Annotated in this window: 27 protein-coding genes and 1 riboswitch; of the genes, 13 read left to right on the forward strand and 14 right to left on the reverse strand. The window is 64.2% G+C overall.

Features of this window, described 5'->3' with window-relative positions:
• Positions 1-25 precede the first annotated feature (25 nt).
• On the forward strand, positions 26-706 hold the full coding sequence (locus tag WDX12_RS05435) for a YdcF family protein (RefSeq protein ID WP_320296689.1): 681 nt from the start codon (positions 26-28) through the stop codon (positions 704-706).
• Positions 707-787: 81 nt separating this feature from the next.
• On the opposite strand, the gene WDX12_RS05440 is transcribed toward WDX12_RS05435, so the two are convergent.
• Entirely contained in the window at positions 788-1,429 is a 642-nt protein-coding gene (locus WDX12_RS05440; protein ID WP_434724189.1) for a pyridoxamine 5'-phosphate oxidase family protein, read from the reverse strand.
• Positions 1,430-1,472: 43 nt separating this feature from the next.
• A complete protein-coding gene (locus tag WDX12_RS05445) occupies positions 1,473-2,024 on the reverse strand; it encodes a carboxymuconolactone decarboxylase family protein (protein ID WP_320296687.1) in 552 nt (183 codons plus the stop codon).
• Between the two features lie 101 nt (positions 2,025-2,125).
• Between WDX12_RS05445 and WDX12_RS05450 the strand changes: the two genes are divergently transcribed.
• Together WDX12_RS05450 and WDX12_RS05455 are read left to right on the forward strand one after the other, a co-directional pair.
• A complete protein-coding gene (locus WDX12_RS05450) occupies positions 2,126-3,028 on the forward strand; it encodes a LysR substrate-binding domain-containing protein (RefSeq protein ID WP_434724190.1) in 903 nt (300 codons plus the stop codon).
• 162 nt (positions 3,029-3,190) lie between these two features.
• Complete coding sequence (locus WDX12_RS05455) at positions 3,191-3,985, forward strand: lysophospholipid acyltransferase family protein (RefSeq protein ID WP_434724191.1); 795 nt, start codon at positions 3,191-3,193, stop codon at positions 3,983-3,985.
• A 129-nt stretch (positions 3,986-4,114) separates the two neighbouring features.
• On the opposite strand, the gene WDX12_RS05460 is transcribed toward WDX12_RS05455, so the two are convergent.
• The 3 genes from WDX12_RS05460 to WDX12_RS05470 form a co-directional block, all read right to left on the reverse strand.
• Complete coding sequence (locus tag WDX12_RS05460) at positions 4,115-4,735, reverse strand: LysE family translocator (protein WP_434724192.1); 621 nt, start codon at positions 4,733-4,735, stop codon at positions 4,115-4,117.
• 78 nt (positions 4,736-4,813) lie between these two features.
• Positions 4,814-5,761: an aldo/keto reductase gene (locus WDX12_RS05465; RefSeq protein ID WP_434724193.1), complete on the reverse strand. Its 948-nt coding sequence runs from the start codon at positions 5,759-5,761 to the stop codon at positions 4,814-4,816.
• A gap of 116 nt (positions 5,762-5,877) precedes the next feature.
• A complete protein-coding gene (locus tag WDX12_RS05470) occupies positions 5,878-6,414 on the reverse strand; it encodes a gamma-glutamylcyclotransferase (RefSeq protein WP_320296682.1) in 537 nt (178 codons plus the stop codon).
• A 124-nt stretch (positions 6,415-6,538) separates the two neighbouring features.
• On the opposite strand from WDX12_RS05470, the gene WDX12_RS05475 reads away from it, so the two are divergent.
• Together WDX12_RS05475 and WDX12_RS05480 are read left to right on the forward strand one after the other, a co-directional pair.
• A complete protein-coding gene (locus WDX12_RS05475) occupies positions 6,539-7,537 on the forward strand; it encodes a DUF2125 domain-containing protein (protein WP_320296681.1) in 999 nt (332 codons plus the stop codon).
• A gap of 7 nt (positions 7,538-7,544) precedes the next feature.
• On the forward strand, positions 7,545-8,480 hold the full coding sequence (locus tag WDX12_RS05480; protein ID WP_434724194.1) for a sugar kinase: 936 nt from the start codon (positions 7,545-7,547) through the stop codon (positions 8,478-8,480).
• Positions 8,481-8,795: 315 nt separating this feature from the next.
• Here WDX12_RS05480 and WDX12_RS05485 read toward each other — a convergent pair whose 3' ends face one another.
• Together WDX12_RS05485 and hisC are read right to left on the reverse strand one after the other, a co-directional pair.
• Positions 8,796-9,731: a prephenate/arogenate dehydrogenase family protein gene (locus WDX12_RS05485; RefSeq protein WP_434724195.1), complete on the reverse strand. Its 936-nt coding sequence runs from the start codon at positions 9,729-9,731 to the stop codon at positions 8,796-8,798.
• A gap of 6 nt (positions 9,732-9,737) precedes the next feature.
• Positions 9,738-10,841, reverse strand: coding sequence for a histidinol-phosphate transaminase (hisC, locus tag WDX12_RS05490; RefSeq protein ID WP_434724196.1), 1,104 nt, complete (start codon positions 10,839-10,841; stop codon positions 9,738-9,740).
• A 137-nt stretch (positions 10,842-10,978) separates the two neighbouring features.
• Positions 10,979-11,056, forward strand: a riboswitch (SAM riboswitch).
• A gap of 95 nt (positions 11,057-11,151) precedes the next feature.
• Here hisC and metX point away from each other — a divergent pair.
• The 4 genes from metX to WDX12_RS05510 all read left to right on the forward strand — a co-directional run bounded on the left by metX (position 11,152) and on the right by WDX12_RS05510 (position 14,855).
• The gene (gene metX / locus WDX12_RS05495) at positions 11,152-12,321 is read left to right on the forward strand and encodes a homoserine O-acetyltransferase MetX (RefSeq protein WP_434724197.1); all 1,170 of its coding nucleotides are present in this window, start codon (positions 11,152-11,154) and stop codon (positions 12,319-12,321) included.
• Positions 12,322-12,400: 79 nt separating this feature from the next.
• Complete coding sequence (gene metW / locus WDX12_RS05500) at positions 12,401-13,015, forward strand: methionine biosynthesis protein MetW (protein ID WP_320296676.1); 615 nt, start codon at positions 12,401-12,403, stop codon at positions 13,013-13,015.
• Positions 13,016-13,019: 4 nt separating this feature from the next.
• The gene (locus WDX12_RS05505) at positions 13,020-13,766 is read left to right on the forward strand and encodes a Stf0 family sulfotransferase (protein ID WP_320296675.1); all 747 of its coding nucleotides are present in this window, start codon (positions 13,020-13,022) and stop codon (positions 13,764-13,766) included.
• A gap of 135 nt (positions 13,767-13,901) precedes the next feature.
• The gene (locus WDX12_RS05510) at positions 13,902-14,855 is read left to right on the forward strand and encodes a glycosyltransferase (RefSeq protein WP_434724198.1); all 954 of its coding nucleotides are present in this window, start codon (positions 13,902-13,904) and stop codon (positions 14,853-14,855) included.
• On the opposite strand, the gene WDX12_RS05515 is transcribed toward WDX12_RS05510, so the two are convergent.
• Positions 14,852-15,178, reverse strand: a complete 327-nt coding sequence (locus tag WDX12_RS05515; protein WP_434724199.1) for a DUF1330 domain-containing protein — start codon at positions 15,176-15,178, stop codon at positions 14,852-14,854. The genes WDX12_RS05510 and WDX12_RS05515 overlap by 4 nt on opposite strands.
• A gap of 301 nt (positions 15,179-15,479) precedes the next feature.
• On the opposite strand from WDX12_RS05515, the gene WDX12_RS05520 reads away from it, so the two are divergent.
• On the forward strand, positions 15,480-16,439 hold the full coding sequence (locus WDX12_RS05520; protein WP_320327860.1) for a glycosyltransferase family 2 protein: 960 nt from the start codon (positions 15,480-15,482) through the stop codon (positions 16,437-16,439).
• A 12-nt stretch (positions 16,440-16,451) separates the two neighbouring features.
• On the opposite strand, the gene WDX12_RS05525 is transcribed toward WDX12_RS05520, so the two are convergent.
• From WDX12_RS05525 to WDX12_RS05535, 3 genes are all read right to left on the reverse strand, one after another.
• Positions 16,452-17,243: a DUF1194 domain-containing protein gene (locus WDX12_RS05525; RefSeq protein ID WP_434725574.1), complete on the reverse strand. Its 792-nt coding sequence runs from the start codon at positions 17,241-17,243 to the stop codon at positions 16,452-16,454.
• 67 nt (positions 17,244-17,310) lie between these two features.
• The gene (locus tag WDX12_RS05530) at positions 17,311-19,140 is read right to left on the reverse strand and encodes an ABC transporter ATP-binding protein/permease (protein WP_320296669.1); all 1,830 of its coding nucleotides are present in this window, start codon (positions 19,138-19,140) and stop codon (positions 17,311-17,313) included.
• A 112-nt stretch (positions 19,141-19,252) separates the two neighbouring features.
• Positions 19,253-20,014: a class I SAM-dependent methyltransferase gene (locus tag WDX12_RS05535; protein WP_320296668.1), complete on the reverse strand. Its 762-nt coding sequence runs from the start codon at positions 20,012-20,014 to the stop codon at positions 19,253-19,255.
• 116 nt (positions 20,015-20,130) lie between these two features.
• Here WDX12_RS05535 and gloB point away from each other — a divergent pair, with 116 nt between their 5' ends.
• A complete protein-coding gene (gene gloB, locus WDX12_RS05540; RefSeq protein WP_320296667.1) occupies positions 20,131-20,898 on the forward strand; it encodes a hydroxyacylglutathione hydrolase in 768 nt (255 codons plus the stop codon).
• Between the two features lie 112 nt (positions 20,899-21,010).
• Positions 21,011-21,445, forward strand: coding sequence for a cupin domain-containing protein (locus tag WDX12_RS05545; protein ID WP_434724200.1), 435 nt, complete (start codon positions 21,011-21,013; stop codon positions 21,443-21,445).
• Here the strand turns inward: WDX12_RS05545 and WDX12_RS05550 are convergent.
• The 3 genes from WDX12_RS05550 to WDX12_RS05560 are packed head-to-tail and all read right to left on the reverse strand — an operon-like array spanning position 21,442 to position 23,831.
• Positions 21,442-22,122 (reverse strand): lysoplasmalogenase, encoded by a 681-nt coding sequence (locus tag WDX12_RS05550; protein ID WP_434724201.1) that lies wholly within the window; start codon positions 22,120-22,122, stop codon positions 21,442-21,444. The genes WDX12_RS05545 and WDX12_RS05550 overlap by 4 nt on opposite strands.
• The gene (gene yddG, locus WDX12_RS05555; protein WP_434724202.1) at positions 22,119-23,006 is read right to left on the reverse strand and encodes an aromatic amino acid exporter YddG; all 888 of its coding nucleotides are present in this window, start codon (positions 23,004-23,006) and stop codon (positions 22,119-22,121) included. Before yddG ends, WDX12_RS05550 begins: the two co-directional genes overlap by 4 nt.
• Before the next feature lie 33 nt (positions 23,007-23,039).
• Positions 23,040-23,831, reverse strand: a complete 792-nt coding sequence (locus WDX12_RS05560; RefSeq protein WP_434724203.1) for a DUF3108 domain-containing protein — start codon at positions 23,829-23,831, stop codon at positions 23,040-23,042.
• Positions 23,832-24,088: 257 nt separating this feature from the next.
• Here WDX12_RS05560 and rpmB point away from each other — a divergent pair, with 257 nt between their 5' ends.
• On the forward strand, positions 24,089-24,385 hold the full coding sequence (gene rpmB, locus WDX12_RS05565) for a 50S ribosomal protein L28 (RefSeq protein ID WP_095767449.1): 297 nt from the start codon (positions 24,089-24,091) through the stop codon (positions 24,383-24,385).
• Positions 24,386-24,441 lie beyond the last annotated feature (56 nt).

Raw genomic sequence — 24,441 nt, forward strand, 5'->3', positions numbered from 1 at the left:
CGATACGGTTGGACGGATGCCGGCGATGCGTGCGCGCAACGCTGCCCCCGCCAGGCTTGGTCGTCTGCGGCCTGCCCTGCGCGTCTGCGGATTCGTGGTTCTTGCCGCACTGGTGCTTTTTGCCGGCGGCTTCGGATGGTTCGCCGACAAGGTCAGCCACATGACCACTCCGCTCAATCCAGCCAAGGCCGACGCCATCATCGTGCTCACCGGCGGGCAGTCGCGGCTCGACGCGGCGATGGACCTGCTGGCCTCCGGCAAGGGTGAACGCTTGCTGATCAGCGGCGTCCATCCATCGGCCACCAAGCGTCAGTTGCAGGCGGCAATGGGCGGCGACAAGCAGCTCTTTTCCTGCTGCGTCGATATCGACCGCGCCGCGCTCGACACCATCGGCAATGCCGAGGAAAGCGCCAAATGGGTGGAGAACCACGCCTATGGCAGCATCATCGTCGTCACCAACAATTACCACATGCCGCGCAGCCTGCTCGAGATGGGCCGGCTGCTGCATGGCGCGCGCCTCGAGCCCTATCCGGTGGTCAACACCAATCTCGGCAATGGCGGCTGGCTGACCAAGCCGGAAGCCCTGCGCGTGCTGCTTACCGAATACAGCAAATATGTGCTGTCGCTGGCGCGCGGCTTCCTGCCGGTGCGCGCGACGCCCGAGAGCGTCACGCTGGCCGAAGCATCGACTGTGGTGAAGAACTAAAGCTAGAGCGGTTCACCGTTCACGGAAACGGCGAACCGCTCTATCTCTTTTGTTTTTACGCAATTCCGAACGGACAACCGCTCACACTTTTCCTGGACTTGCTCCAGCCGCCACATCACCGCGCAGGCGCGCAATCTCCTGCTCCAGGCCGGCGATGCGCCTGTCGCGCTCGGCAAGGGCGGCCGCGACATCCGCCGCTTCGAAACGCTGCGGGATATGCTGCGGGCAATTGCCATCCCAGGCCGTGACCGTGAACAGGATCGCCTGCTCCGGCCGCGCCTTGTAGTCTGCCGGCATCAGCCTTGCCGTCAGCTCCGGGTCATTTTCGACGACACGCGCCCTGCCCCAGACCTTGATGCGCTGCCTCAGCATGTAGTCGATCAGGAACAGGAAGGCCTGTTCGTTGTCCTCGAGATTGCCCTGGGTGATGAACTGCCGGTTGCCGGAAAAATCCGCCAAGCCGATCGTGTGCTCGTCCAGCACCTTGAGGAAGCCGGCCGGCCCGCCGCGATGTTGGATGTAAGGCTGGCCTTCAGCATTGGCCGTCGCCAGGAACACGCTGGTCTGCGCTTCGATGAAGGCGGCGAGGTCCGGCGTGATCGCTGCCCGCCAGCCGCCGCGCTGCTCGACGCGCGCATAGGAATCGCGCGACCCCTTGCGGGACTGGATGGCCTTCACGGTCGGGGTAAAGGCGACATCGCTGGTGAAGGCGCGGGCATTCATGGCAGGATTCTCCAAGGCCGAGAAAAGCTAACAGTGAGTTGTGTCAGGCGGCCTGACGGGATTGAACGACAGGGAAGTCGATCTCGGTATCCGCAACCTTGTTGATGTAGTTTGTCCAGACGTTGAGAGCGACATGCTGCACGATCTCTATGATCTGCCCGTCGTCGTAGCCGGCACGTCTCACCGCATCGAGGTCGGCTTGGCCGATATGGCCACGCTCGCGCGCGACCTTGGCCGCGAACTGGACGGCCGCCGCCGCCTTGCTGTCGTTGGAACTCCCTTCCCGGTTAGCAATCATCTCCGGATCGTCCAGACCGGCAAGGTTCTTGCCCAGGTAGGTATGGGCGGAAAGACAGTAGGTGCACTCGTTGATCTCCGCGACGGCCAGTGCGATGCGCTCTCGGGTCGGCGCCGGCAGTCGGCCCTTGGATAGTGCCGCCGACATTCCAAGATAACCCTCCAGCGCCGCCGGGCTGTTGGAGACCAGCCGAAACAGATTCGGCGCGATACCGAGTTGTTTCTCGACGGCCTTGAGCATCGCCTGCGAGGCGTCGGGTGCGGCGGCAATGGTCTGCGGCGTGGGGATGCGGGGCATTTGAACTCCTGTTGGTTGGTGACTGGAGTAAAATGCGTCCTTCCATATGCAAACCGTAGATGGCATATTCGCAATCCATCCTTCCATTTTCCGGAAGAATAATGGATCGCCTCGACGCCATGTCCCTGTTCGTTGCCACGGTGGAGGCCGGCAGCCTTTCAGCCGCGGCGCGCCGCGCCGGCGTGCCGCTGGCGACCGTCAGCAGAAAACTCTCCGAACTGGAGAAGCATTTGAAGACGCGCCTGCTCAACCGCTCGACGCGGCGCCTGACGTTGACCGAGGCCGGCCAGTCTTATCTCACCGCCTGCCGTCGCATCCTCGACGAGGTGGGAGAGGCTGAGCGCATTGCTGCCGGCGAATATTCAAGCCCGACCGGAGAGCTGGTGATCACCGCGCCGGTCGTCTTCGGCCGCCTGCATGTGCTGCCTGTGGTCACCGGCTTTCTCGCCGTCTATCCGCAAGTGGATGTCCGCCTGACCCTGGCGGACCGGATCACCCAGTTGGTCGAGGAGCATATCGACCTTGCCGTGCGCATCGGGGAACTGCCGGATTCGGCCATGGTCGCAACACGCGTCGGCTCGATCCGCCGCATCGTCTGCGCAAGCCCGGCCTATCTTGCCGAGCACGGCACGCCGGCTGAGCTGCGGGACCTTGCCGGCCATAACTGCATCACCTTCGAAGGTCTTGCTTCCCTGGCGACGTGGAGTTTCGTCACCGGCAGGAGCGAAACCGCGATTGCGGTCCGCTCGCGCCTGCAGGTCAACACCGCCGAGGCGGCGATCGATGCCGCGGTTGCCGGGCTTGGCCTGACGAAAGTGCTCTCCTACCAGGCGGATGCCGCGGTGCGCGCCGGCGCGTTGCGGGTGGTGCTGGAGCCGTTCGAACCGCCGCCCTGGCCGGTGAGCCTCGTCCATGCCGGCCAGGGCCGGCTGCCGGTGAAGCTGCGCGCCTTCCTCGATTTTGCAGCACCCCGCCTCAAGGAACGGCTGGCGCGGTCATTGTAAGCAATTCCAGGAAAAGTGCATCGCGCTTAGGTTCGGCGACTTCGCCGTAACCCTCCGTCCGGAATTGCGGCAAACAAGAGTGGCTGGCATTCGACCACCGTGCCGTTTCCTTTTTGCCGCCGCTTGGTGTAACCAACGCAAACTTCCTCACGGGCCCCTTGCATGCTCATCATCCGCTCGCTGGCGTTCAACCTCGTCTTCTATCTTAGCCTGATCGTCCAGATGATCTTCTGGACGCCTTTCTACTTCCTAGCGCCGCGCCACCGCGCCTGGTTCGTGCCGAAATTCTGGTCGCGCACCTCGATGTGGCTCTATGACAAGATCGCCGCGACGAAGAGCGAGATCACGGGTGTCGAGAACCTGCCGGAGGGGTCCTTCATCCTGGCGCCGAAGCACCAGTCCTTCTGGGATGCGATCGCCTTCTTCCCCTATCTCGACGATGCGCTTTACATCCTGAAGCGCGAGTTGACCTGGATCCCCTTCTTCGGCTGGTACATCATGAAGATGCGCATGATCCCAGTCGACCGCGGCAGCCGTTCGAAAGCGCTGAAGGCGGTCGTCGTCGCGACAAGGCAGGAGATGGATCGCAATCCGCGCCAGCTCATCATTTATCCCGAAGGTACGCGCCGCCCGCCGGGCGCCGAGCCGTCCTACAAATACGGCATCGTCGAGATCTATTCGCAACTGGGCGTGCCCGTGGTGCCGGTCGCCCATGTCGCCGGCCTCTACTGGCCGCGCCGCAAATTCTTGCGCTATCCCGGCACCATCAAGGCCCGCTTCCTGCCGCCGATCCCGCCTGGGCTCGGCAAGGACGAATTCATGCAGCGGCTGATCGGCGAGACCGAAGCCGCCTGCGACCAGATGCTCGTCGAGGCGGCGCAGGCGCCTAACCCGCCGCCCATGCCGCCGACGGCGGTGAAGCGGCTGGCCGAGCTCGGCGTGACCGCGAAGGCCTGATCGGCTAGAGCAATTCCAGGAAAAGTGTAAGCGGTCAGGTTCGGCGACTTCGCCGTAGCCTTCCGTCCGGAATTGCGTAAAAACAAAGAGATAGGGCGTTTCACCGGTTCCGTGAAACGGTGAAACGCACTATCGCAGCGCCGCCAGCAGAGTCGTCAGCACCAGCATGGCGGCAAACACCAGATTGATGATCCGCGAGGCCAGCGGGTGGCGCAGGAAGCGCGCGAAAGCCGTTCCGGCAAGCAGCCAGACCACATGGATGGCGACGATCATAACAGCAAGCACCAGCAGCCTGGTGGAAACGCCGAGCGTATCGGCCTGCGACGCAGCGCCGGCGAACACGGCGCCGATCGCCACATAGGCTTTCGGATTGGCGACGGCGAGCATGAAACCGCCGGGAAAATCAGGCTTCGTCGCCATGCTGCCGCGCTCGGCCAATGGCGGCGCTGTCGCTATCTTGAAGGCGAGAAAAAGGATGTAGGCCGCCGAGGCGATCGCCAGCACCGGCGCGAGAACCGGCAGCGAGGTCAGCATGCCGAAAATCCCGGTCGCCACCGCCAGAAGCACGGCGATCGTGCCGACCGCCACGCCGGACGTGTAACCGAGCGAAGGGCGTAGACCGAAAGCGGCGCCGACCGCGGTGACGCTGATGGTAGCGGGTCCCGGACTGCCCATGACGACCGTCGCCGCCAGAACCAGCGCCAGCACTTGCTGCCAGGGCTGCGTTTCGCTCAAGATGCCACCGGCCAAGCCGAACCCTCCTGCTGCCGCGATGCGACAGGACTTACGAGGGTTTTGTCATGGCCGTCTTGGACGATCGTGCGGAGGCTATGAGCTGGCCCGATCCAATGCCGCGATATCGTCGGCCGAAAGCTTGAGGGAAGCCGCACGGATCAGGCTGTCCATCTGGGCCGGCGTCGTGGCGCTGGCGATCGGCGCGGTGACGCCCGGCCGCGCGATGATCCAGGCCAGCGCCACTTCCGCTTGCTTGGCCGAATGGCGCTCCGCCAGCGCATCGAGCGCGGACAGGATGCGCATGCCGCGCTCGTTGAGATACTCGGCCACATCCTCCCCGCGTTCGCTTTGGCCGAGATCGGCCTTGCTGCGGTATTTGCCACTCAGGAATCCCTTGGCCAGGCTGAAATAGGTGATGACGCCGATATCCTCGGCCTTGCAGAGGTCGAGCAGCGGTCCGTCGAGCGACGAGCGATCGTACAGATTGTATTCGGGCTGCAGCACCTCGTAGCGCGGCAGGCTGCGCAGGCTGGCGACGTCGAGCGCGGCCCGCAGCTGGCCGGCATCGAGATTGGAGCAGCCGGGATAGCGGATTTTGCCCTTTTCGAGCAGCCGCTGATAGGCGCCGAGCGTCTCCTCGTAAGGCGTGGCGGGATCCGGCCAGTGCGACAGATAGAGGTCGATGACATCCGTTTGCAGCCGCTTCAGCGAAGCGTCCACCGCCTTTTCGATATAGGCGGCGGACAGGTCCTTCTTGCCCTGGCCCATGTCGGAACCGACCTTGGTGATGACGACCACCTTGTCGCGGTTGCCGCGGCTTTTCATCCAGTTGCCGATGATGGTTTCCGATTCGCCGCCCTTGTTGCCGGGAACCCAGCGAGAATAGGCATCGGCCGTATCGACGGCGTTCAGGCCCGCGCCGACGAACCGGTCGAGCAGATCGAAGGAAGTCTTCTCGTCGGCAGTCCAGCCGAAGACGTTGCCACCCAGGACAAGCGGCGCGATGGAAAGGTCGGTGCGACCGAGACGGCGTTTCTGCAAGACTGATCTCCGTGGTGCTGAACGGGCCTGATGGCCAAGGGATGGGTTGCCGCTAAGCTAGGTCGTGTCCGGCGGAGGTCAAAGGCATGGTTTTGCTTTTTGATCGGACCAGACCCTCACAAAGATGCGACCTGGCGGCCCACCTCCTCCAGCCAGTGATCGCGAATGCCGAGCGCCTCGAGATGCTCGAGCGTGCTCAAGACATAGTCCTCGTTCCGGCCGGATTGGCCGACTGCGCCGCGAACGACGTTTGCGGCGTGATCGGCATCGAGCGAGCCGGCATATTGCTCATGCTGCCGGTCGACAATGTAGGTGACCGCCTCGACCGGACCGCCCCCTCCTCCCCCGCCGCCATCCAGCCGGATATCCAGCATGCGTTCGAGATAAACGCTGGTCACCAGCTCGCGTTCGCGCAGGTAGGAAAGCACCTCGTCACGTAAATTGCCGGGAACACGGTAGGCGAGGCCGATGCAGGAGCCGCCCCGGTCGAGGCCAAGCACCAGGCCCGGCCGGCGGCGTGTGCCGCGATGCACGAAGGAATAGACGCAAAGCGAGCGCCGGTAGCCGTAAAGCCGGGCGCGGCGCGTCTCGACATGGGCAAATCCCGGCCGCCAGATCAGCGACCCATAGCCAAAAACCCAAAAATCGCCCATATCGCCAAGCCTGATCGCATTCGAGTGAACGACACCGCACCGCCAAGGTGCTTCTTCTGTCCCCCGCTTGTTTGCGTGAGAGTAAATGCCCGCTCGCACATCAGGGGTTAACGAGAGCCGCAGCATGACGTCAAGTGACGAGCGATCGCCCAAACCTCGCCGCCGGCTGTTCTGGCTTGCCGCGTTCCTTGTCGTGCTGTTCGCCATCTACAGCGGCGGCTGGTTCTATCTCGCCGATAGGCTCAAGACCGAGGCCGACCAGGCGGTGGCGCGGCTGGGCAGCAAGGGGATCGCCGCCGGCTGCGCCAACCTCGCCGTCAGCGGCTATCCGATGAGCTTCACGGTTTCCTGCGACAACATCGCCTATGAAGACGACACCCGGAAGGTCGCGGCCTCCACCGGAAGCTTCAACGCTGTCGCCGGGATCACTGGGCCTTTGTCACCCGTTGCCGACCTGCGCGGGCCGCTGCGGACGATGGCGCCCGGCATGCCGCCACTGTGGATCGATTGGGACCAGCTGCAGGCCAATGTCAAAGTGTGGTGGCCGCTGCCGCGGAGTGTCTCGCTGCGGGCTGAAGGCCTGAACGGTCAGACCGACCCGCAGGACGACACGGATCCGATGCAATTGTTCAGCGCCGGCAAGGCGGCCGGCCAACTGCAGCCGGCCGGCCAGGACATCAATTATGTCGGCAGCTTCGGCGACCTGGAGATCAATGCGGATGCCATCGACGGACGCGTCTTGCCCGCCTTGGACGGCAGCGGCGAGGTCACGGTGAAAAACGGCGTGGCCTTGATCGCGGCACCACCCAAAAGCCTGCGCGGCCAGTCGATCGACATCGCCAAGCTCGACCTGTCGTCCGGCACGGCGCGCATCACCGTGTCCGGACCGGTCTCCGTCGACACGGAAGGGCTGATCGACGCAAGCCTGACGATCAAGCTCAAGGACCCCAAGGCGGTAGCGTCCATCCTTGGCGGCGCCATGCCGGAGCACAAGAGCGAAATCGAGCAGGGCTTTGCCGCCATCGCCATGCTTGGCAAGGAGCCGTCCCTGCCGCTGAAGATCGTCAAGGGCAAGGCCTCGCTGGGCTTCATCCCGCTCGGCAAGATCAAGCCGTTGGAGTAACGCAGCAATGCCGCCGCCGGTCAGACTGCTCAGCGTCGGCGCCTTCACCCTCGACACGATCCTTCGCGTCGAGACGCTGCCCGCCCATCAAGGCAAATTCATCGCCAACGACGGCGTCCAGATCGCCTCCGGCATGGCGACGAGCGCCGCCTGCGCCCCGCGCCGCCTCGGCGCCGAAGTGTCGCTTTGGGCGAGCGCCGGCGACGATCCGGTCGGCGACCAACTGATCGCCGACATTCAGGCCGAAGGCGTCGATTGCAGCCTTATCCGCCGCGTGGCCGGCGCGCGATCGGCGCTGGCCGCGATCCTGGTGGATGCGCATGGCGAGCGCGTCATCGTTCCCTTCTACGACAAAAAGGCGCAAGCCGACCCTGAGGCGCTGCCGCTCGCCGACCTCTCCGCCTTCGATGCCGTTCTGGTGGATGTCCGCTGGCCGGGCGCCGCGGCGCTGGCTTTGAGCGCGGCCAGATCGATCGGCCGCCCGGCGATCCTGGATGCCGACACGGCACCCGTCGAGGTGCTGGAGCGCCTGCTGCCCTTGGCCTCGCACATCGTGGCGTCCGAACCGGCGGCGCGCATCGTCTGCGGCCACGCGCTCGACCCCGAAAGCGCCTGCGCCGACCTCGCCTCGCGCACCGATGCCTTCGTCGCGGTGACCGGCGGTGCGGCCGGCACCTGGTGGCACGACCGGGTGGCCAAGCGCGTGCGCCACGTCGAGGCGCCGAAGGTCAAGGCGGTGGATACGCTCGCCGCCGGCGACGTCTTCCACGGCGCCTTCGCCGTCGGCCTCGCGGAGGCCATGCCCGTGGAAGAAGCCCTGCGCTTTGCCAGCGCCGCCGCCGCGCTCAAATGCCTGCGCTTCGGCGGGCGGCTCGGCGCGCCGGACCGGGCCGAGACCCTGGCGATGATGGCGGCGCACTGGCCGTCATCGGAGCAAGGCTAGCGCGCAAGATTATCTCGCTTATTTCCGCGAAATCGGCACAAACGCTGGGGATTGGCGGAGGGCGCTCAACCTCGTCATTCCAGGGCGGAGCAGCCGCGAAGCGGCGTCGCGGAGACCCTGGAATCCATTCCGTGACCTGAGCCGTGGAATGCGGCGGAGCAGAATTCTGCACCGCCGCCGCACTCGGAAGTCACGGAATGGATCCTCGGGTCTGCGCGCGTCGCTTCGCTCCTTGCTCCGCCCGTGGATGACGAACGACCGGGCGTTTTGGCCAATCTCGAAAGTAGCCGACCGGTGAAAATCCGGTGCGCAAGCTTAAGGCTTGCTTGGGTGTTCGACCGCCTGGCGGCCAAAGTCCGGCACGTCGATATCCTGGCCGGCCTCGATGATCGAGCGGCGGATGGCGCGGGTGCGGGTGAAGAGGTCGAAGAGCTTTTCACCGTCGCCCCAGCGGATCGCCCGCTGCAGCGAGGCCAGATCCTCCGAGAAACGCGCCAGCATCTCCAGGATCGCGTCCTTGTTGTGCAGGCACACGTCGCGCCACATGGTCGGGTCGGAGGCGGCAAGGCGGGTGAAGTCGCGGAAACCGGAAGCGGAATATTTGATGACTTCGCTCTTGGTCACCGCTTCCAGGTCGTCCGCCGTGCCGACGATGTTGTAGGCGATGATATGCGGCAGGTGCGACACGATCGCGAGTGTCATGTCGTGATGCTGCGGGTCCATCGTATCGATGTTGGAGCCGCAGCGCCGCCAGAATTCAGACAGCGTCTCGAGCGCCGCTGGATCGGTGCCCGGCAGCGGCGTGAAGATGCACCAGCGGTTCTCGAAGAGATCGGCAAAGCCGGCATCCGGTCCGGACTTTTCCGTGCCGGCCAGCGGGTGTCCGGGGATGAAATGCACGCCTTCCGGCACATGCGGCTGCATTTGCGCGATCACCGAGGCCTTGGTCGAGCCGACGTCGGTCAGGATGGCGCCTTTCTTCAGCGCCGGCGCGATCTCGGCCGCGACCTCGCCGGACGAGCCGACGGGCACCGAGACGATGACGAGGTCGGCATCGCGCACCGCTTGCCCAGCATCCGTCGTGTAGGAATCGCCAAGGCCAAGCTCCTCGGCGCGCTTCAGCGTCGATGCACTGCGCGTCGCGATGGCGATGTGCGTGGCAAGCCCCTCGCGGCGGATGACACGCGCAAGCGACGAGCCGATCAGGCCGATGCCGACCAGCGCTATTTTCTCGAACATCGGTGATGCCATGGCGTTCTAGCTTTTCAGGAAGGTCTTGAGCGCGTCGATGACGCCGCGATTGGCCTCTTCGGTGCCGATGCTCATGCGCAGCGCGTTGGGGAAGCCATAGCCGGTGACGCGGCGCAGGATGTAACCGCGCTGGCTGAGATAATCGTCCGCTGCCGCCGCTGAATGCCTCTTGCCGTCGGGAAAATGGATCAGCACGAAATTGCCGACGCTGGGCGTGACGCGCAGGCCAAGCCCGGTCAGCTCCGCGCTGAGCCAGGCCAGCCATTTCTCGTTATGCGTCACGCTGCGCTCGATATGGGCGCGGTCGCGGATCGCGGCGATGCCGGCCTCGATCGCGGTGGCATTGACGTTAAAGGGGCCTCGCACGCGGTTGATCGCATCGACGATATGCGCCGGCCCATACATCCAGCCGATGCGCGCGCCGCCGAGGCCGAGTTTTGAGAAAGTGCGGGTCATCACCACGTTTTCGGAGCTGCCCGTCAGCTCGATGCCGGCTTCATAGTCGTTGCGCCGCACATATTCGGCATAAGCCGCATCGAGCACCAGGAGCACGTTCTTCGGCAAGGCCGCGTGCAGCCGGCGCACTTCCTGGAACGGCACATAGGTGCCGGTTGGATTGTTGGGATTGGCGAGGAACACGATCCGCGTCGCCGGCGTCACCGCGGCCAGGATCGCGTCGATGTCGGCGCGCTCGTCGGTTTCCTTGACCGCCACCGGCTTGGCGCCCGCCGCCTGGATGTAGATCTTGTAGACCATGAAGGCGTGCTCGGTGAACACGGCCTCGTCGCCCGGCGCCAGATAGGTCTGCGCCAGGAGCCCGAGGATCTCGTCGGAGCCGTTGGAGCAGATGATGTTTGCCGGATTGAGGCCATGCACTTCGGCGATCGCCTCGCGCAGCCGCCGCGCCGTGCCGTCGGGATAGACGTCGAGCTTCGCCGCAACTTCGCGCGCGGCTTCGATCGCCTTCGGCGAAGGCCCGAGCGGATTTTCGTTCGACGACAGCTTGTAGACTTTTGTCACGCCGGCGGGCGCGGTGCTTTTTCCCGGCACATAGGCCTCGATGTCCATGATGCCCGCGCGGGGCGTCGGACGGGGCTGATCCTGCTTCATGTCACAAATCCGTCGAGAGGGCCTCTTCAAGGCCGCAGCGGAAATACAGGCCACGGGCTGGAATGTCGAGTGCTAGGGCTTGGCGCCGCGAAGCGGCTACCCGTTGACGAAGCGCGGCGCTGGTCCTAGAAGAGCTGCCAGACTTCCGTGGTGATTTGGCCGGTCGGCTTGCAGCCACGTTAAACAACTCGCTAAAGGGCCGTTTGCAACCTGTAACCGGCTTTGCGACGGCAATGCCGGTTTTTTATTGTCCGCTGCCGGCCGGACACCGCATCGGGACGAGACCGATCGGGACAGGATGAGGACGGACATGGCCGCTCAGCGCGCTGCAAGAACCAAGGACGAGGTCGACCATCCGTCGAGCCCGGTGCTGCAGTTCGGCCCCGACAAGCCGCTGAAGCTCGACGCCGGCACTATCCTTTCGCCTTTCCAGATCGCCTATCAGACCTACGGCACGCTCAACGACGCGCGCTCCAACGCCATCCTCGTCTGCCACGCGCTGACCGGCGACCAGCACGTCGCCAACACCAACCCGGTGACCGGCAAGCCCGGCTGGTGGGAGGTGCTGATCGGCCCCGGCAAGATCATCGACACCAACCGTTTCTTCGTCATCTGCTCCAACGTCGTCGGCGGTTGCCTCGGCTCGACCGGCCCGGCCTCGACCAACCCTTCCACCGGCAAGCCCTACGGGCTCGACCTGCCGATCATCACCATCCGCGACATGGTGCGCGCGCAGGCGATGCTGGTCGATCATTTCGGCATCGAAGAGCTGTTTTGCGTGCTTGGCGGCTCTATGGGCGGCATGCAGGTTCTGGAATGGGCGGCGAGCCATTCCGAGCGCGTGTTCTGCGCCCTGCCGATCGCCACCGGCGCCCGCCATTCCTCGCAGAACATCGCCTTCCACGAGGTCGGCCGACAGGCCGTCATGGCCGATCCGGAGTGGCATGGCGGCAAATATCTCGATTTCGGCAAGCGGCCGGAAAAGGGCCTCGCCGTCGCGCGCATGGCCGCTCACATCACCTACCTTTCGGAAGCCGCGCTCCACCGCAAGTTCGGCCGCAACCTGCAGGACCGCGAGGCGCTCACCTTCGGCTTCGACGCCGATTTCCAGATCGAAAGCTATCTGCGCCACCAGGGCATGACCTTCGTCGACCGCTTCGACGCCAACTCCTACCTCTATCTGACCCGCGCGATGGACTATTTCGACCTTGCCGCAGATCACGGCGGGCGTCTCGCCGACGCCTTCGCCGGCACGAAGACGCGCTTTTGCCTGGTCTCCTTCACCAGCGACTGGCTGTTCCCGACCGAGGAGAGCCGGTCGATCGTGCATGCCTTGAACGCGGCGGGCGCTTCCGTCTCTTTCGTCGAGATCGAGACCGATCGCGGCCACGACGCCTTCCTGCTCGACGAGCCGGAGCTGTTCGCGGCCATCAACGGCTTCATCGCGTCGGCCGCCCGCGCCAGGGGCCTCAACCTATGACCCCGAACCGAAGGCCAGCGAACGCAAAAAGTTGCAGACTTTTCGGGCCGGGATCATGCGCCTTGCAGAAGGCGAAGCCATGACCGTCAATCGCGCCCAGCGCGTCGACCTCGACGTCGTCGCCGATCTCATCCCGCCCAGTTCGCGCGTCCTCGATGTCGGCTCGGGCGACGGCCTGCTTCTGGAATTGTTGCAGGAGACCAAGCAGGTCGACGGCCGCGGGCTGGAATTGTCGCAGCGCGGCGTCAACGAATGCGTGGCGCGCGGGCTATCGGTCATCCAGGGCGACGCCGACACGGATCTGAAATTCTACGCCGACAAGGGCTTCGACTTCGTCGTGCTGTCGCAGACGTTGCAGGCGACGCGCAACCCGAAGGTCGTGCTCGACGAACTGCTTCGGATCGGCAACCGCGCCATCGTCTCCTTCCCCAATTTCGGCCACTGGCGCGTGCGCTTTTCGCTGCTGGTCAAGGGCAGGATGCCGGTCACCAAGGATCTGCCCTACTCCTGGTACGACACGCCCAACATCCACTTCTGCACCATCCGCGACTTCGTCAACCTGTGCGAGGAGCTCGGCGCGACCGTCGAGAAGGCGACCGCGCTCGACGCCAACGGCCAGAAGATCGGCCTGTCGATGCCCTGGTGGTTCTGGAACTTCTTCGGCCAGCAGGCGGTGTTTCTGCTGAGGCGATGACGGAATGCGTCTCTTTCGCCGGCCCCCAGCAGTGGTGGAAATCCCGCCGAACATTCTGTCCGAAGTACGGGCGGGAATTCTCGTCTGCACATCACCGCGGAGCGGCAGCAATCATCTCGCGGGATTGATGGCTTCCGCCGGGCTGGGCCATCCGCTGGAATGGTTTGGCGGGCGACGTCTGCTGGAGTTGCCGGGTTACCCGCGAGATCCCCGCGCACAGCTTCTGCGTGCGCTGACCGAGGGACGGTCCTCTACCGGTGTCTACGCAATCAAGCTCTTTGCGAGCCAGTTCACACAACTGGCCAAGAAGGTGAAGCTGCCGGCCAGCCTTCCGAATTTGAGCTATGTACGCTTAACCCGTGACGATCTGCTCGGTCAGGCGATCTCATGGGCACGTGCGCGTCAAACCCGCGAATTCCGATCCAGCGAGATCAGCCATGTACCGCCACGCTATGACGGCCATGCAATCGCAGAGTCCCTGGAAAAGATTTTGATGGAGAACGTGACATGGGACGGTTGGTTCGCGAAGAACGGCCTGTCCTTCCTCCCCCTGACTTACGAGCAGCTTCAGCGCGATCCGGCAGGGAGCCTGACCAAACTCGCGCAGCTCGTGAATGTGGAGCCCAACTGGGAGACCAACCTCCGGTCAGGTCTCGAAATCCAGCGAGATGCAATCAATGAAGAATGGCGAAAGCGTTTCCTGTCCGAATATGCCGACCCGTCCAGCTTCCGATACCGAATGATAAAATAGCCCATCTAACAAATTCCCAGTGCACAATTGCATCTCGATGATTTGACAGCATGCTGTCAGGGCTATAGCCACTACTTTTGATTAATTGGCTGTGTCGCGATGGCTGAACATCCTGCCTATTCTGTCGTCATGGAGATGGAGAATGCCAAATCCATCGATTGGGATGAGATTGGGCTTGGGCTCAAAGCCTTGGCGCGCGAGATCGCCCAGGTTTCCGCTACCGGATTTGCGAGGCCGAAGGTCATTATCTCGCATGGCGGCCTCGAAACTGACGCCGTCTCATTGCGAAGCCGCGTCGGAGCCGAAGCGCCCCAATTGGCGCAGGTTGCCGACCTGGCCTTCGCTGCCTGTCCCGGCGGCAGATACTACGACCTCAAGAACAACGGCATTCCTTGGAGCGAAGGAAGCGTCCTTGTTTTTCTCGATTCCGACACAGTTCCGGAACGAAGCTGGCTCTCAACCCTGCTGAAGCCCTTCGACGACCCTGAAACCATCTGCGTCAATGGGCACACCTATCTTTCCCATGATGACTTCTTCTCGCGGACCTTCGCGTTGATCTGGTTCTTCCCGATGGCTGAGGGAGACAAGAGATTTGCCTCGAAGCGTGCTATCAATGCCAACAACATCGCTTTCCGGCGCGACTGGATATCCAGCCACCCGTTTCCAGCACACAACGGCTTCAAGGTCTCCTGCACGCTCCTGATGCATCAGCTTTGGGGTGAAGGCCACAAAATCGTCAACGTGGACGCGCGCGTCCACCACTATTCCCCGCGCGGCTGGCGGTTCTTCTTTTGGCGCGCGCTGGTGACCGGCAGGGATGCCGATCGAAAATTCGTCGAGCTCCACTCCCCCAGCCGCGCCCGGCGCATCGTCAAATCATTCACGCGCTGGGGGACAATGTCGTGGCGCACGCTGCGGCGCGTGGTGAATCACGCGCCGCAGACCGGCATGCCGGTCTGGCAAATTCCCTTCGCGGCGATCGTCGGCCTGACGTTCTACACATTCGCGTTTCTCGGCCATTTCAGCCTGGCGGCAGGGCTCGTTCGCGACAAGGTTGAAATCGTGCCCGACTATGTCGTGCACAGTTAGCCAATTCCAAGCACATCCGTAGCCTTGTGCGGATGCTCGACGCCGTCAACGAAGATCACGTCGGATTCAGAATTCTCGGTGCGCAGCGGGAGGATCGCCTGATAAGCCGGCGACCGGTACCAGTCCCTCACATGCCGCCTGTCGGCGAATTCGATGACGATCAGGTGCCTGGGCCAGCTGTTTTCGACGACCTTGACGTCGCCGCCATGGACGACAAAGCGCCCACCGAACGGCGCCAGCGTGGCGTCGATCTTCTCCAGATATTCGATCATCCAGGGACCCGGCGTGACTTGGCGCATATGGGCAACGGCGTAAGCGGTCATGATCCTGCTCCTTCATGGGATCGAAGCCGATCGGCCGGCCTCGTGGGGTCACCATGCAAAAGCCAGGTAGTCTGGTCGATTACCTTGGACGTCATCGAGACAAAGCCGGCCTCTGACCTCGCCCAGCGGGCAGTTACGCCAGGCGAAACGCCGATAGTGTTGCCATCAGACCGCAAGGTTACGGAAAACCCGCTGATTTCGGCATTTCTTGGCGAGCGCGGCGTGACACAAGGGTGGCTTTTTTGTAGCGTCGACCGCAAATCAGAGGTGGACACCAAGATAGCCGTCGACTTTCCGACAGATGCCAGATCCGACCGGTAGCGGCAGCCCGATGTCGAACCAGGACGTTCCGCTGATCTCAGTGATCACGCCGACCCACAACCGGCGCAGCCAGGTCGTGCGCGCGGTGGAAAGCGTTCTGGCGCAGACACTTACCCGCTTCGAGCACATCGTGGTCGATGACGGTTCGACCGACGGGACGGCCGCCGCGCTAGCCGAAATCCGCGACCCGAGGCTGATCTATGTCGGCGCCAAATGGCGCGGCGCCAATGCGGCGCGCAATGCGGGCATAGAGCGCGCGCGGGCGCCGGTCGTGACGTTCCTCGATTCGGACGATGTCTATCTGCCGGACCGGCTGGAGCGGACGCTGACGCGCTTCCACGAAAACCCTTCGCTCGAGGTGTTGATCAGTTCCTTCCTGTCGCTGAAGGGCGGCCGCAGCACCAAATGCATCAATCGCGATGCCTTTCTCGACAAGAGCACGCTGCAGCGCGCCCTGGTCGCGCAGACCATCTTCATTGCCGGCTCGGCGATCACGGCAAGGCACGAGTCGCTGCTGGCGATCGGCGGCTACGACAGCGACGTGACGCGCATGCAGGATCGCGAATTGCTGCTGCGCTTTGCCCAGCGCAGCGGCGCCTTGCTGTCCGAGGACATCGACTGGAAGAAGTACAATTCGGAGAATTCGATCTCCGGCCGCCGCGACGGCTATGTCGAGGCCTACGCCAATCTGATCGACAAGCATCCTTATATTGCCGATCGCTATCCCGAAGTTCCACCTTACATGATCGCGCGGCAGATCATCGCCGATATCCTCAAGGGCAGGTTGCCGCAGGCCTTTTCGGGCTATAACGCCAACCGGTCGTCCAAGTCGCTCGGCTACTCGCCGGCCGAACTCCTGCGCGGCTATGTCGTCGGCCGCCGCTGGCGGCGCGACTGCTACGATGAGTTCCGCGCCAAATACGGCGCCCGGGCGGTCTGAAGCAGCGGCCGGCTACCTGTCGAGCTCCGGAAAGTAGGGATCGGAATACCGGTGCCGCAGGCGTTCGCCCAGCAGGCAGTCGACAGGCGTCGGATCCTCGGCGCGAATGGCTCTGGCGTCGGTGAGGCCACTCACCTCCTGGATCAGCTTGCGGCGTATGGCGGTCGAGAATTCCGACGCTGCATAAATCGGCAGAACGAAGGAGCCGGCGCCTCCGGTCACGCAGTCAGCATAATAGCGGTCGAGATGGCTGACGCTCGGCGACGGGCTGATCAGGATCGGCAGGCCGTTGATGACGATGCCCCTGGCGACCGCGGCATCGCGGATCGCGGCGACCGGCAGCCCGGTGTTGTTCGGCCCGTCGCCCGATATGTCGACGACACGGCGCGGCGCCGAAAAGCCGGCGCTCTCCAGAAGCCCCGCGCCGAAGCCGAGCGCGCCGGAGATCGAGGTGCCGCGAAAGCTGCGGAACGGCCGCGCGGCGATCTTTTCGGCGAAGGCGTAGGCGCTGTCTTCGTTGTCGATGACCTGCCAGGCTATGACCCCGTCGTCGCGCACCACGCCCGCCCATTCGAAATAGGCGAGCGCGATGCGGCCCCTGGAACCCGATCGCACGGCATTGATGAAATCGGGGTGGCGCAACGCTTCGACATAGCCGGCGCGCTGCAGGGCGAACTCCTCCTCATCCATCGACTGCGAAATGTCGACGGCAAGCACGAGCTCGACATCCACGGGCGCGCCGTCGCCGATTGGCGGCAACGGCGCTGCCTCGGCGCAGGTTAGGCAGGCAAGCAGGCTGAGCATCTCGAGCATGGCCGCGAGCGTCCTGACGACGCCGTCCACTCTTCCCGGCGATCGCGGCGAAATAAAGCTATTTCTTCTTGGCGCGGGCAGCGGCTGGTGGCGGCTCGATCGCCCCGGCCCGCACACGCACGGGCTTCAAAGCCGGAGCCCCCGTATCCTTCACGATGTTCAAGGAGCGCGGAAAGAACTGGGGGTTGTGCAGGCCGCGCCCGATATTGAGGATGGCGGCATCGGGCAGGCGGGTCTGCAGCATGGCCAGCACCCGCCGCAGCGACGGACCGTCGAATGCGTCCAGAGCCTCGTCGATGATCACCCATCTTGGTTTGCGCACGGCGATCCGGGCGAAAGCCAGCGCGCGCTGCTCATCATCGCCCAGTTCACGCTCCCAACGCCCGCTGCGGTCGAGCGAGGATGACAGCCGCTCGAGGCCGACCTCGGCAAGCACCGCCGAAATTTCGGCATCGCTGGCCGGCGCAGATCCGTTCGGATGGTCGAGGACCTCGCGCAACGTGCCAGCCGGGAAGTATGGAACGCGCGGCACGAAGATCGGGGTCTCTCCCGCCGGCAGGCCGATCAGCCCGCTCCCCCACGGCCACAGGCCGGCAATGGCGCGGAAGAACAATGTCTTGCCGGCGCCCGGCTCGCCGGTGACCATGATGCGCTCGCCGGGATGAATCTCGACTTGCGGGTCCGCGAGCTTGGTGCAGCCTTCCGGAGAAGCCACCTGGAGTTTCTCGAAGGTCAGGCTGCCATTGGCGTTTTCTCTGAACTCGATGCGTCTTTCCGTGCCGTGCAGCACATCGGTTTCTTCCAGCGCGATCCGGAAATCGGCCACACGCATCAGCGTCGCGCGCCAGTCGGCGATGCTGCCGATGTTGTTGATGAACCAGCGCAGGGACGAATGGACCTGGTTGAAGGCGCCGACCGCCATCATCAGCCCGCCGAACGAGATGTCGCCCGAGAAATAGACCGGTGAAGCCACCAGGATGGGCGCCACCACCGTTATCCAGCCATAGGTGTCGGTCACCCAGGACAGGTTGATCTGCGCGGTGAAGATGCGCCGCATGGCGCCCAGCACCGTGCCGAGATCGAGCTCGAGCCGGCGCCTGGCATCGGGCTCGCCATGATAGAGCGCTATCGCATCGACGTTCTCGTTGACCCGCACCATGGAGGAGCGCAGTTCGGCTTCGCGGGTATAGCGCTCGCTGTTGAGGCTGATCAGCGGGCGCCCGACCAGCCAGCTCAGCCACGAGGCGATGCCGGCATAGAGGAACGCGGCCCAGACCATGTAGCCCGGTATCGCCAGCGAATAGCCGCCGACGTGAAAGACAAAGCCGGAAGACAGCTCCCACAGCACGCCGATGAAGGAGACGAGCAGGATGAACGACTGCAGCAGGCCGACGCCGAGATCCGTCGACAGGTCCGACAGGTGAGCGGCATCCTGCTGCATGCGCTGGTCGGGATTGACGCCGATGGCGCCGGCATTGGCCAGCCGGAAGGCACGCGCCGGGCGCATCCATTGATCGATCAGGTCGAGCGTCAGCGCCTCGCGCAGCCGCAAGCGGATCATCTGGTTGAGCCAGGTCTGGCCGATATTGAGCACCAGAAGCCCGCCGGCGATCATCGCGAAGACCAGAAGCTGGTGCAGGAAATCAGCCATGTCGCGCCGGGCCAGCGCGTCGTAGAAAGGCTGGTTCCAGCGGTTGAGCAGGACCTGTCCGATTGAGGTTGCGACAATGACCGCGACGATGCCTATGGAGACCCAGGTAAGCTGCCTGCGCACAGGCGAGGATTTCAGCCCCTGCTTGATCGTCGCCACCTGGTCGGCGAGGCTGCTCGCCTCGACCGAGACGGCGGCCTTTTTTGGGCCCGGCTTTCTATCGGTCTGGTCGTCCATGAAGGATATTCCTGGTTTCCGCGGCGGTCATGAATACCGCGCTGGGCGGGCATGCCTCAGATAGGGTGACGATCGAAGCGCGATGCAAGGCGCGGCGGCGATCACGAACGCGTCACTTGGCCGGGCGCGGCGTCGACCGCCGGCCAAGCCGCGTCGCCCCCTGCGGCGAAAAGACCGGCACGAAGACGCGGCGAGAGGCGCGCTGCGCGACCGGCACACCCTGATAGAGCCGCTTCTGCGCCTCGACGACGATGACGCCGGAAAAGATCGGCCAAAACCGCCGGCCGGCTTTCTCCAGCACATTGTGGAACCGCATCATGAAACGCCGCGGCGACGGCGGGAAGAACAGCGCATCGCTCCATGTCGCCGGGGTGAAGTTCGCCTCGCGCAGCAACTCGGTCAACTGGCCGCGCGAGAACGGCCGGCCGTTGCCGAAGGGCGTGTGCTCGAACCGCGCCCAGACGCCGCGCCGGTTGGGCACGACGATGACAACCCTGCCCGCCGGCGACAGCACGCGCCAGATCTCGTTCAGCGTCTCGCGCGGGTTTTCGACATGTTCGAGCGAGTGCACCAGGAGCATGCGGTCGATGCAGGAATCGACCAGCGGCAGCTCCTCGTCGAAGACCAGCGCCGTCGCCGCCGGCCCCGACACCGGCCACACCACCGCGCCCTGCGTCGCCGGCATGAAGGCAAAGACCCGCTCGGCATCGGTACCGAAGCGTTCCAGCCATGGCAGCGTGTAGCCGAGGCCGACCAGCCGCTCGTTGGGAACGGTTGCCCATATGGACGAAAGCGCCATGGTGATCGAATGCTCGGCCAGGCGTCCGAGCGTGGTCGAATAGAAGGAACGCAGGTCGACGATATCTGAATGCATGCGCGGGACGGTAGCTGCGAAGGGGCTCAAGTTCAACAAAGGCGGCAAGTTCGACAAACCCGGATGACATCGGCGGCCGGCCGCCCTATGTCTGCGACGACAAATGGAGACATGCGATGGCGGTCGAAATCGAGCAGTTCATGTGCCGCACCGACAATTTCGGCGTACTGGTCCATGACCCGAAAAGCGGACAGACGGCCATCATCGACGCGCCGGAAGAGGCGCCGATCCTGGCGGCGATCAAGCGCACCGGCTGGACGCCGACATTGATCCTCACCACGCATCATCATGCCGACCATGTCGAAGCCAATCTGGCACTGAAGGAGCGCTTCAAGCTTCGCATCGTCGGTCCGGAAGCCGAGAAGGCGAAAATCCCGGGCATCGACGACACGGTCGGCCAGGGCTCGGTCGTGCGCCTTGGGGAGGAAAGGATCGAGGTCATCGAGACGCCCGGCCATACCGCCGGTCACGTCTCCTACCACCTGCCGGCCTCGAAGGTGGCTTTCACCGCCGACACGCTGTTTGCGCTGGGTTGCGGCCGCCTGTTCGAATGCAAGCCGCCGGTCATGTATGAATCGCTGAAGAAGCTGGCGGCGCTGCCGGCGGAAACCGCCATCTATTGCGGCCACGAATACACCTTGGCCAATGCCCGCTTCGCGGTGTCGGTCGACCCCAGCAACCCGGCGCTGAAGCAGCGCGCGGCAAGGATCGAGGCGCTGCGCGCGGACAACAGGCCGACGCTGCCGACCACCATCGGCGAGGAACTGTCGACCAACCCGTTCCTGCGCTGGCACGATCCGGCGATCCGCAAGCATCTCGGCATGAAGAACGCATCCGACGCCGAGGTGTTTGCCGAGATCCGCAAGCGCAAGGATAATTTCTAATGCGTGTCGCCCAAAAGTGCATAGCGGTTTTGGGACAACGACACGCATCAAATGCAAAATATGTCGCTCAGCGTTTTTGGGATAACGACACGCATCAAGGCAAAGGATGCGAATGACCACCAGCGCCGCCGAGATCATCGCAACGCTAGGCCTCAAGCCGCATCCCGAGGGCGGCTGGTATGCCGAGACCTTTCGCGACGCCGCCGGCTGCCCGCGCGGTCATTCGACCGCGATCTATTTCCTGCTCGAGCAAGGCCAGCTTTCGGCCTGGCATCGGGTGAAGGACGCGGCCGAGGTCTGGCATTTTTATGCCGGCGCGCCGCTGGCGCTGTCGATGCATGAGGAAGGCGCGGGCATGGTCATCGAGCAGGTGCTGGGCACGGTCCTTGCCGCAGGCGAGCGACCGCAGATCGTCGTGCCGGCCGGCTGGTGGCAATCGGCGCGCAGCCTCGGCGAATGGACGCTGGTCGGCTGCACCGTGGCGCCGGGCTTCGATTTTGCCGCCTTCGAGCTGGCCGAGCCGGGCTGGCAGCCCAAGACGTCCTAACCGGCCACGCCCAATAAAAATCCCAGCGTGATCGCCAGCTGGGCGGCGTAGTAAAGAACCCAGACCGCATGGCGCATCCAAACGCGATGCGGCGAGATCGCCGCGAGCAGGAAGCGCTCGGTTGCCAAGAGCCCGTCCGAGGCGATGAACAGCACCGCGCCGGCAATCACCCAGACCTTGTCTGTGGTGAGCGCCGAAATACCCATGACGAGGATCGCCGCCACATAGACGGCGACCGGGATCCGCAGCTGCGGGCCGACGCGGCGCCAGAGCGCGGCAAGCATGACGATGCTGAATGCGGCCATGGCCAGCGCAATCGCGCCACGCCACGATTCGGCGCTCAACAGGCCGAGCCCGCCGCCCGCCTGCAAGAACAGCGCGACATAGGCGATGTGGCCGGCCAGAAAGCTCGCCAGCCCGCCGAGAAATGCCTTCTCGCCGTCGCGCGAGAGGAAGGCGTCGCCGACGGCGCTCAAGCCCAGCGCCGCGACGAGCGGCAGCGGACCGCCCTGCATGGCGGCAAGCACGGCCAGCGAGCCCACGGCAAGCGTCTTTGCCGCCGTGCGCGTCCATTTCGGAGGCATGTCGAGCGCAAAGGCGTAGATCACGGCCGCGACGAACGAGAACAGCAGCGTCGCGTTCGCGTTGGCCTCGATGCCGCCGGGAAACGGCATCATGCGTTGACCTCTTTGGCCGCCGGCTTGCGCATCAACAGCGACTTCGCCGCGAGCACGGCGCCGCCGGTGATGAGCACGCACGCGGCGAGGATGCGCAGCGACGGCTCGGCGACGCCGGCAGCGATCAGCACCAGCGTCGACAGAAGCGGCGCGGCGTAGCTCGCGGCGCCCAGCACCTGGATGTTCCCGCGCTTGACGCCGATGTCCCAGGCATAGAAGGCTGCGCCCACCGGCATCAGGCCGAGCCCGATGACGGCCAGCCACTGTCCAGGGCCATCCGGCAGCACCGTCTTCTCAAGCAGAAGATGGCAGGCCAGCGAAAGCACCGACGTCGCCGCGCAGAACCAGGTGACGATCGAGGTCGGCACCGAGGGGAAGCGCCGCGACAGCAGCGAATAGGACGACCACAACAGCGCGCAGACGGCGGCCATCGCGTAGCCGAAGGCATAGCGCACGTCGAAGGCAAGCGCGCCGCCCTTGGTAACGATCAGGAACGTGCCGGCAAGGCCGAGCAGCGCGCCGACGACATGGTTCCAGGCCAGCCGTTCGCCCGGCATCAGCGCCGAGCCGAGCACGATCAGCAGCGGCCACAGATAGGCGATCAGGCTCGCCTCGACCGCCGGCGCGTTGCGCAGCGCCGTAAAGTAGAAGAAGTGGTAGCCGAACAGCCCAGCTATGCCGATCACCCAGACCTGTGGCGGGATTCTCTGGCTCCGGTCGGGAGCCGGCATCACGAGCCGCGCCACGAGGCCGACGCAGGTGCCGATGGCGAAGGTGATGGCCGACAGCAGGAACGGCGGCACTTGGCCCGAGGCGTCGGTGAGCAGCGCCAGCAGCGCCCACATGGCGACCGCCGAGAACCCGATCAATGTTGCGCGCCCCATCCATTCCCCCGCCGGCGCGCGGTGGCGCCTGACCTAATCGACTGCTTCGAATCGTCTCGCGCTGATGGTCAACGGACCGATCTGGGTCCCGACCGTCGCGTGGATCGGCGCATATACGCTGGATTTGCCGAGCCGCGCAAACGTCACCATCATCCGGCTCCTGTTCTTCAGGAACTCCAGCGCCTTGCGGCCCTTGCGGTAGCCCGCGACCGGCTCGAAGTTCATCCTGCAGGTCACCGTGTCGCCCTTGTAGCCAGGCACCGAGATCGAGCCTTTCGAGGCGTAGGTCAGCGCCAGGTTGGCGCGCATCTCGCCGTCATAGAATTTGACTGTCCGCCCGCACACCTTGTCGAGACTGTCGGCATAGATGACGGTCGCCGCCATCGGATCGAGCACCGACTTCAGGTCGCCGGCGCCGAGCGGCACCCAGGACTTGGGATCGCGCTTTTCCGGCGCCGGAACGACCTTGGTCGAGGTGACGTCGCCATTGCCAAAACGGATGTCAACCAGCGACGCCTTCTTGCCGGAGGTGTAGTCGGCTCGGAACGCCTGCGGCACCATTTTCTGACCTGAAATCGTGCCCTTGGACGAGATCGTCCCACGCGTATCGTCAAAAAGCTTGGCCAGTCCTGCGGCCGAGACGCTGCCGTCGATCGAGTAGACGCCGTTCTCATAACGGCTGGAAAACGTTGACTTCGCTATCGAAAGGCCAAGGAAGGATACCGTATATTCGCCCTTGAAGGATTGTGGGCTGGACGCGGCGAAGCTTGTTGCCGGCACGGCAAGGGCAAGCAAGGTGGCAAATGCATGAGATGGACGGAGCATGGCGGCTGGCGAATCCCTGGCGGTTCGGCCGGAACGCAGCGGCTCCAGCCTGGCATATCCCTTCGCGAATGGCTTATAGTGTGAAATCCGGCCTTTATATGGAGCGTGACTTGCTGCCGGCGGCGTGCCGGAGCTTGACGCAGTTGTGAAATGCCACTATGGAACGCCAACTTTTCCAAAGGCCGCCTGACCGAGACCGCGCGCCGCCCGGCGCGGGCAGTATGGTTTGGCAGGTTTAGAAACTGAAGGTTAGACAAATGTCCCGCACCTGCGAACTCACTGCCAAGGCAGTCCAGACCGGCAACAATGTGAGCCACGCCAACAACAAGACCAAGCGTCGCTTCCTGCCGAACCTGGTCAATGTGACGCTGATTTCCGAAGCGCTGAACCAGAACGTTCGCCTGCGCATTTCGGCCAACGCGCTGCGTTCGGTCGAGCACCGCGGCGGCCTCGACGCCTTCCTGGCCAAGGCCGACGTCAAGGAATTGTCGCAGCGCGCCCGCCTGCTCAAGAAGCAGATCGCCAAGAAGCTTGCCGAGCAGTCGGCCGCTTAAGGCAGCTTTCAGGCGGGGGACGACCGCCTCGAGCACCGCGCAAACCGGTGCTCGAA

Source organism: Mesorhizobium sp. RIZ17, from assembly GCF_051127865.1.
GTDB lineage: Bacteria > Pseudomonadota > Alphaproteobacteria > Rhizobiales > Rhizobiaceae > Mesorhizobium > Mesorhizobium humile.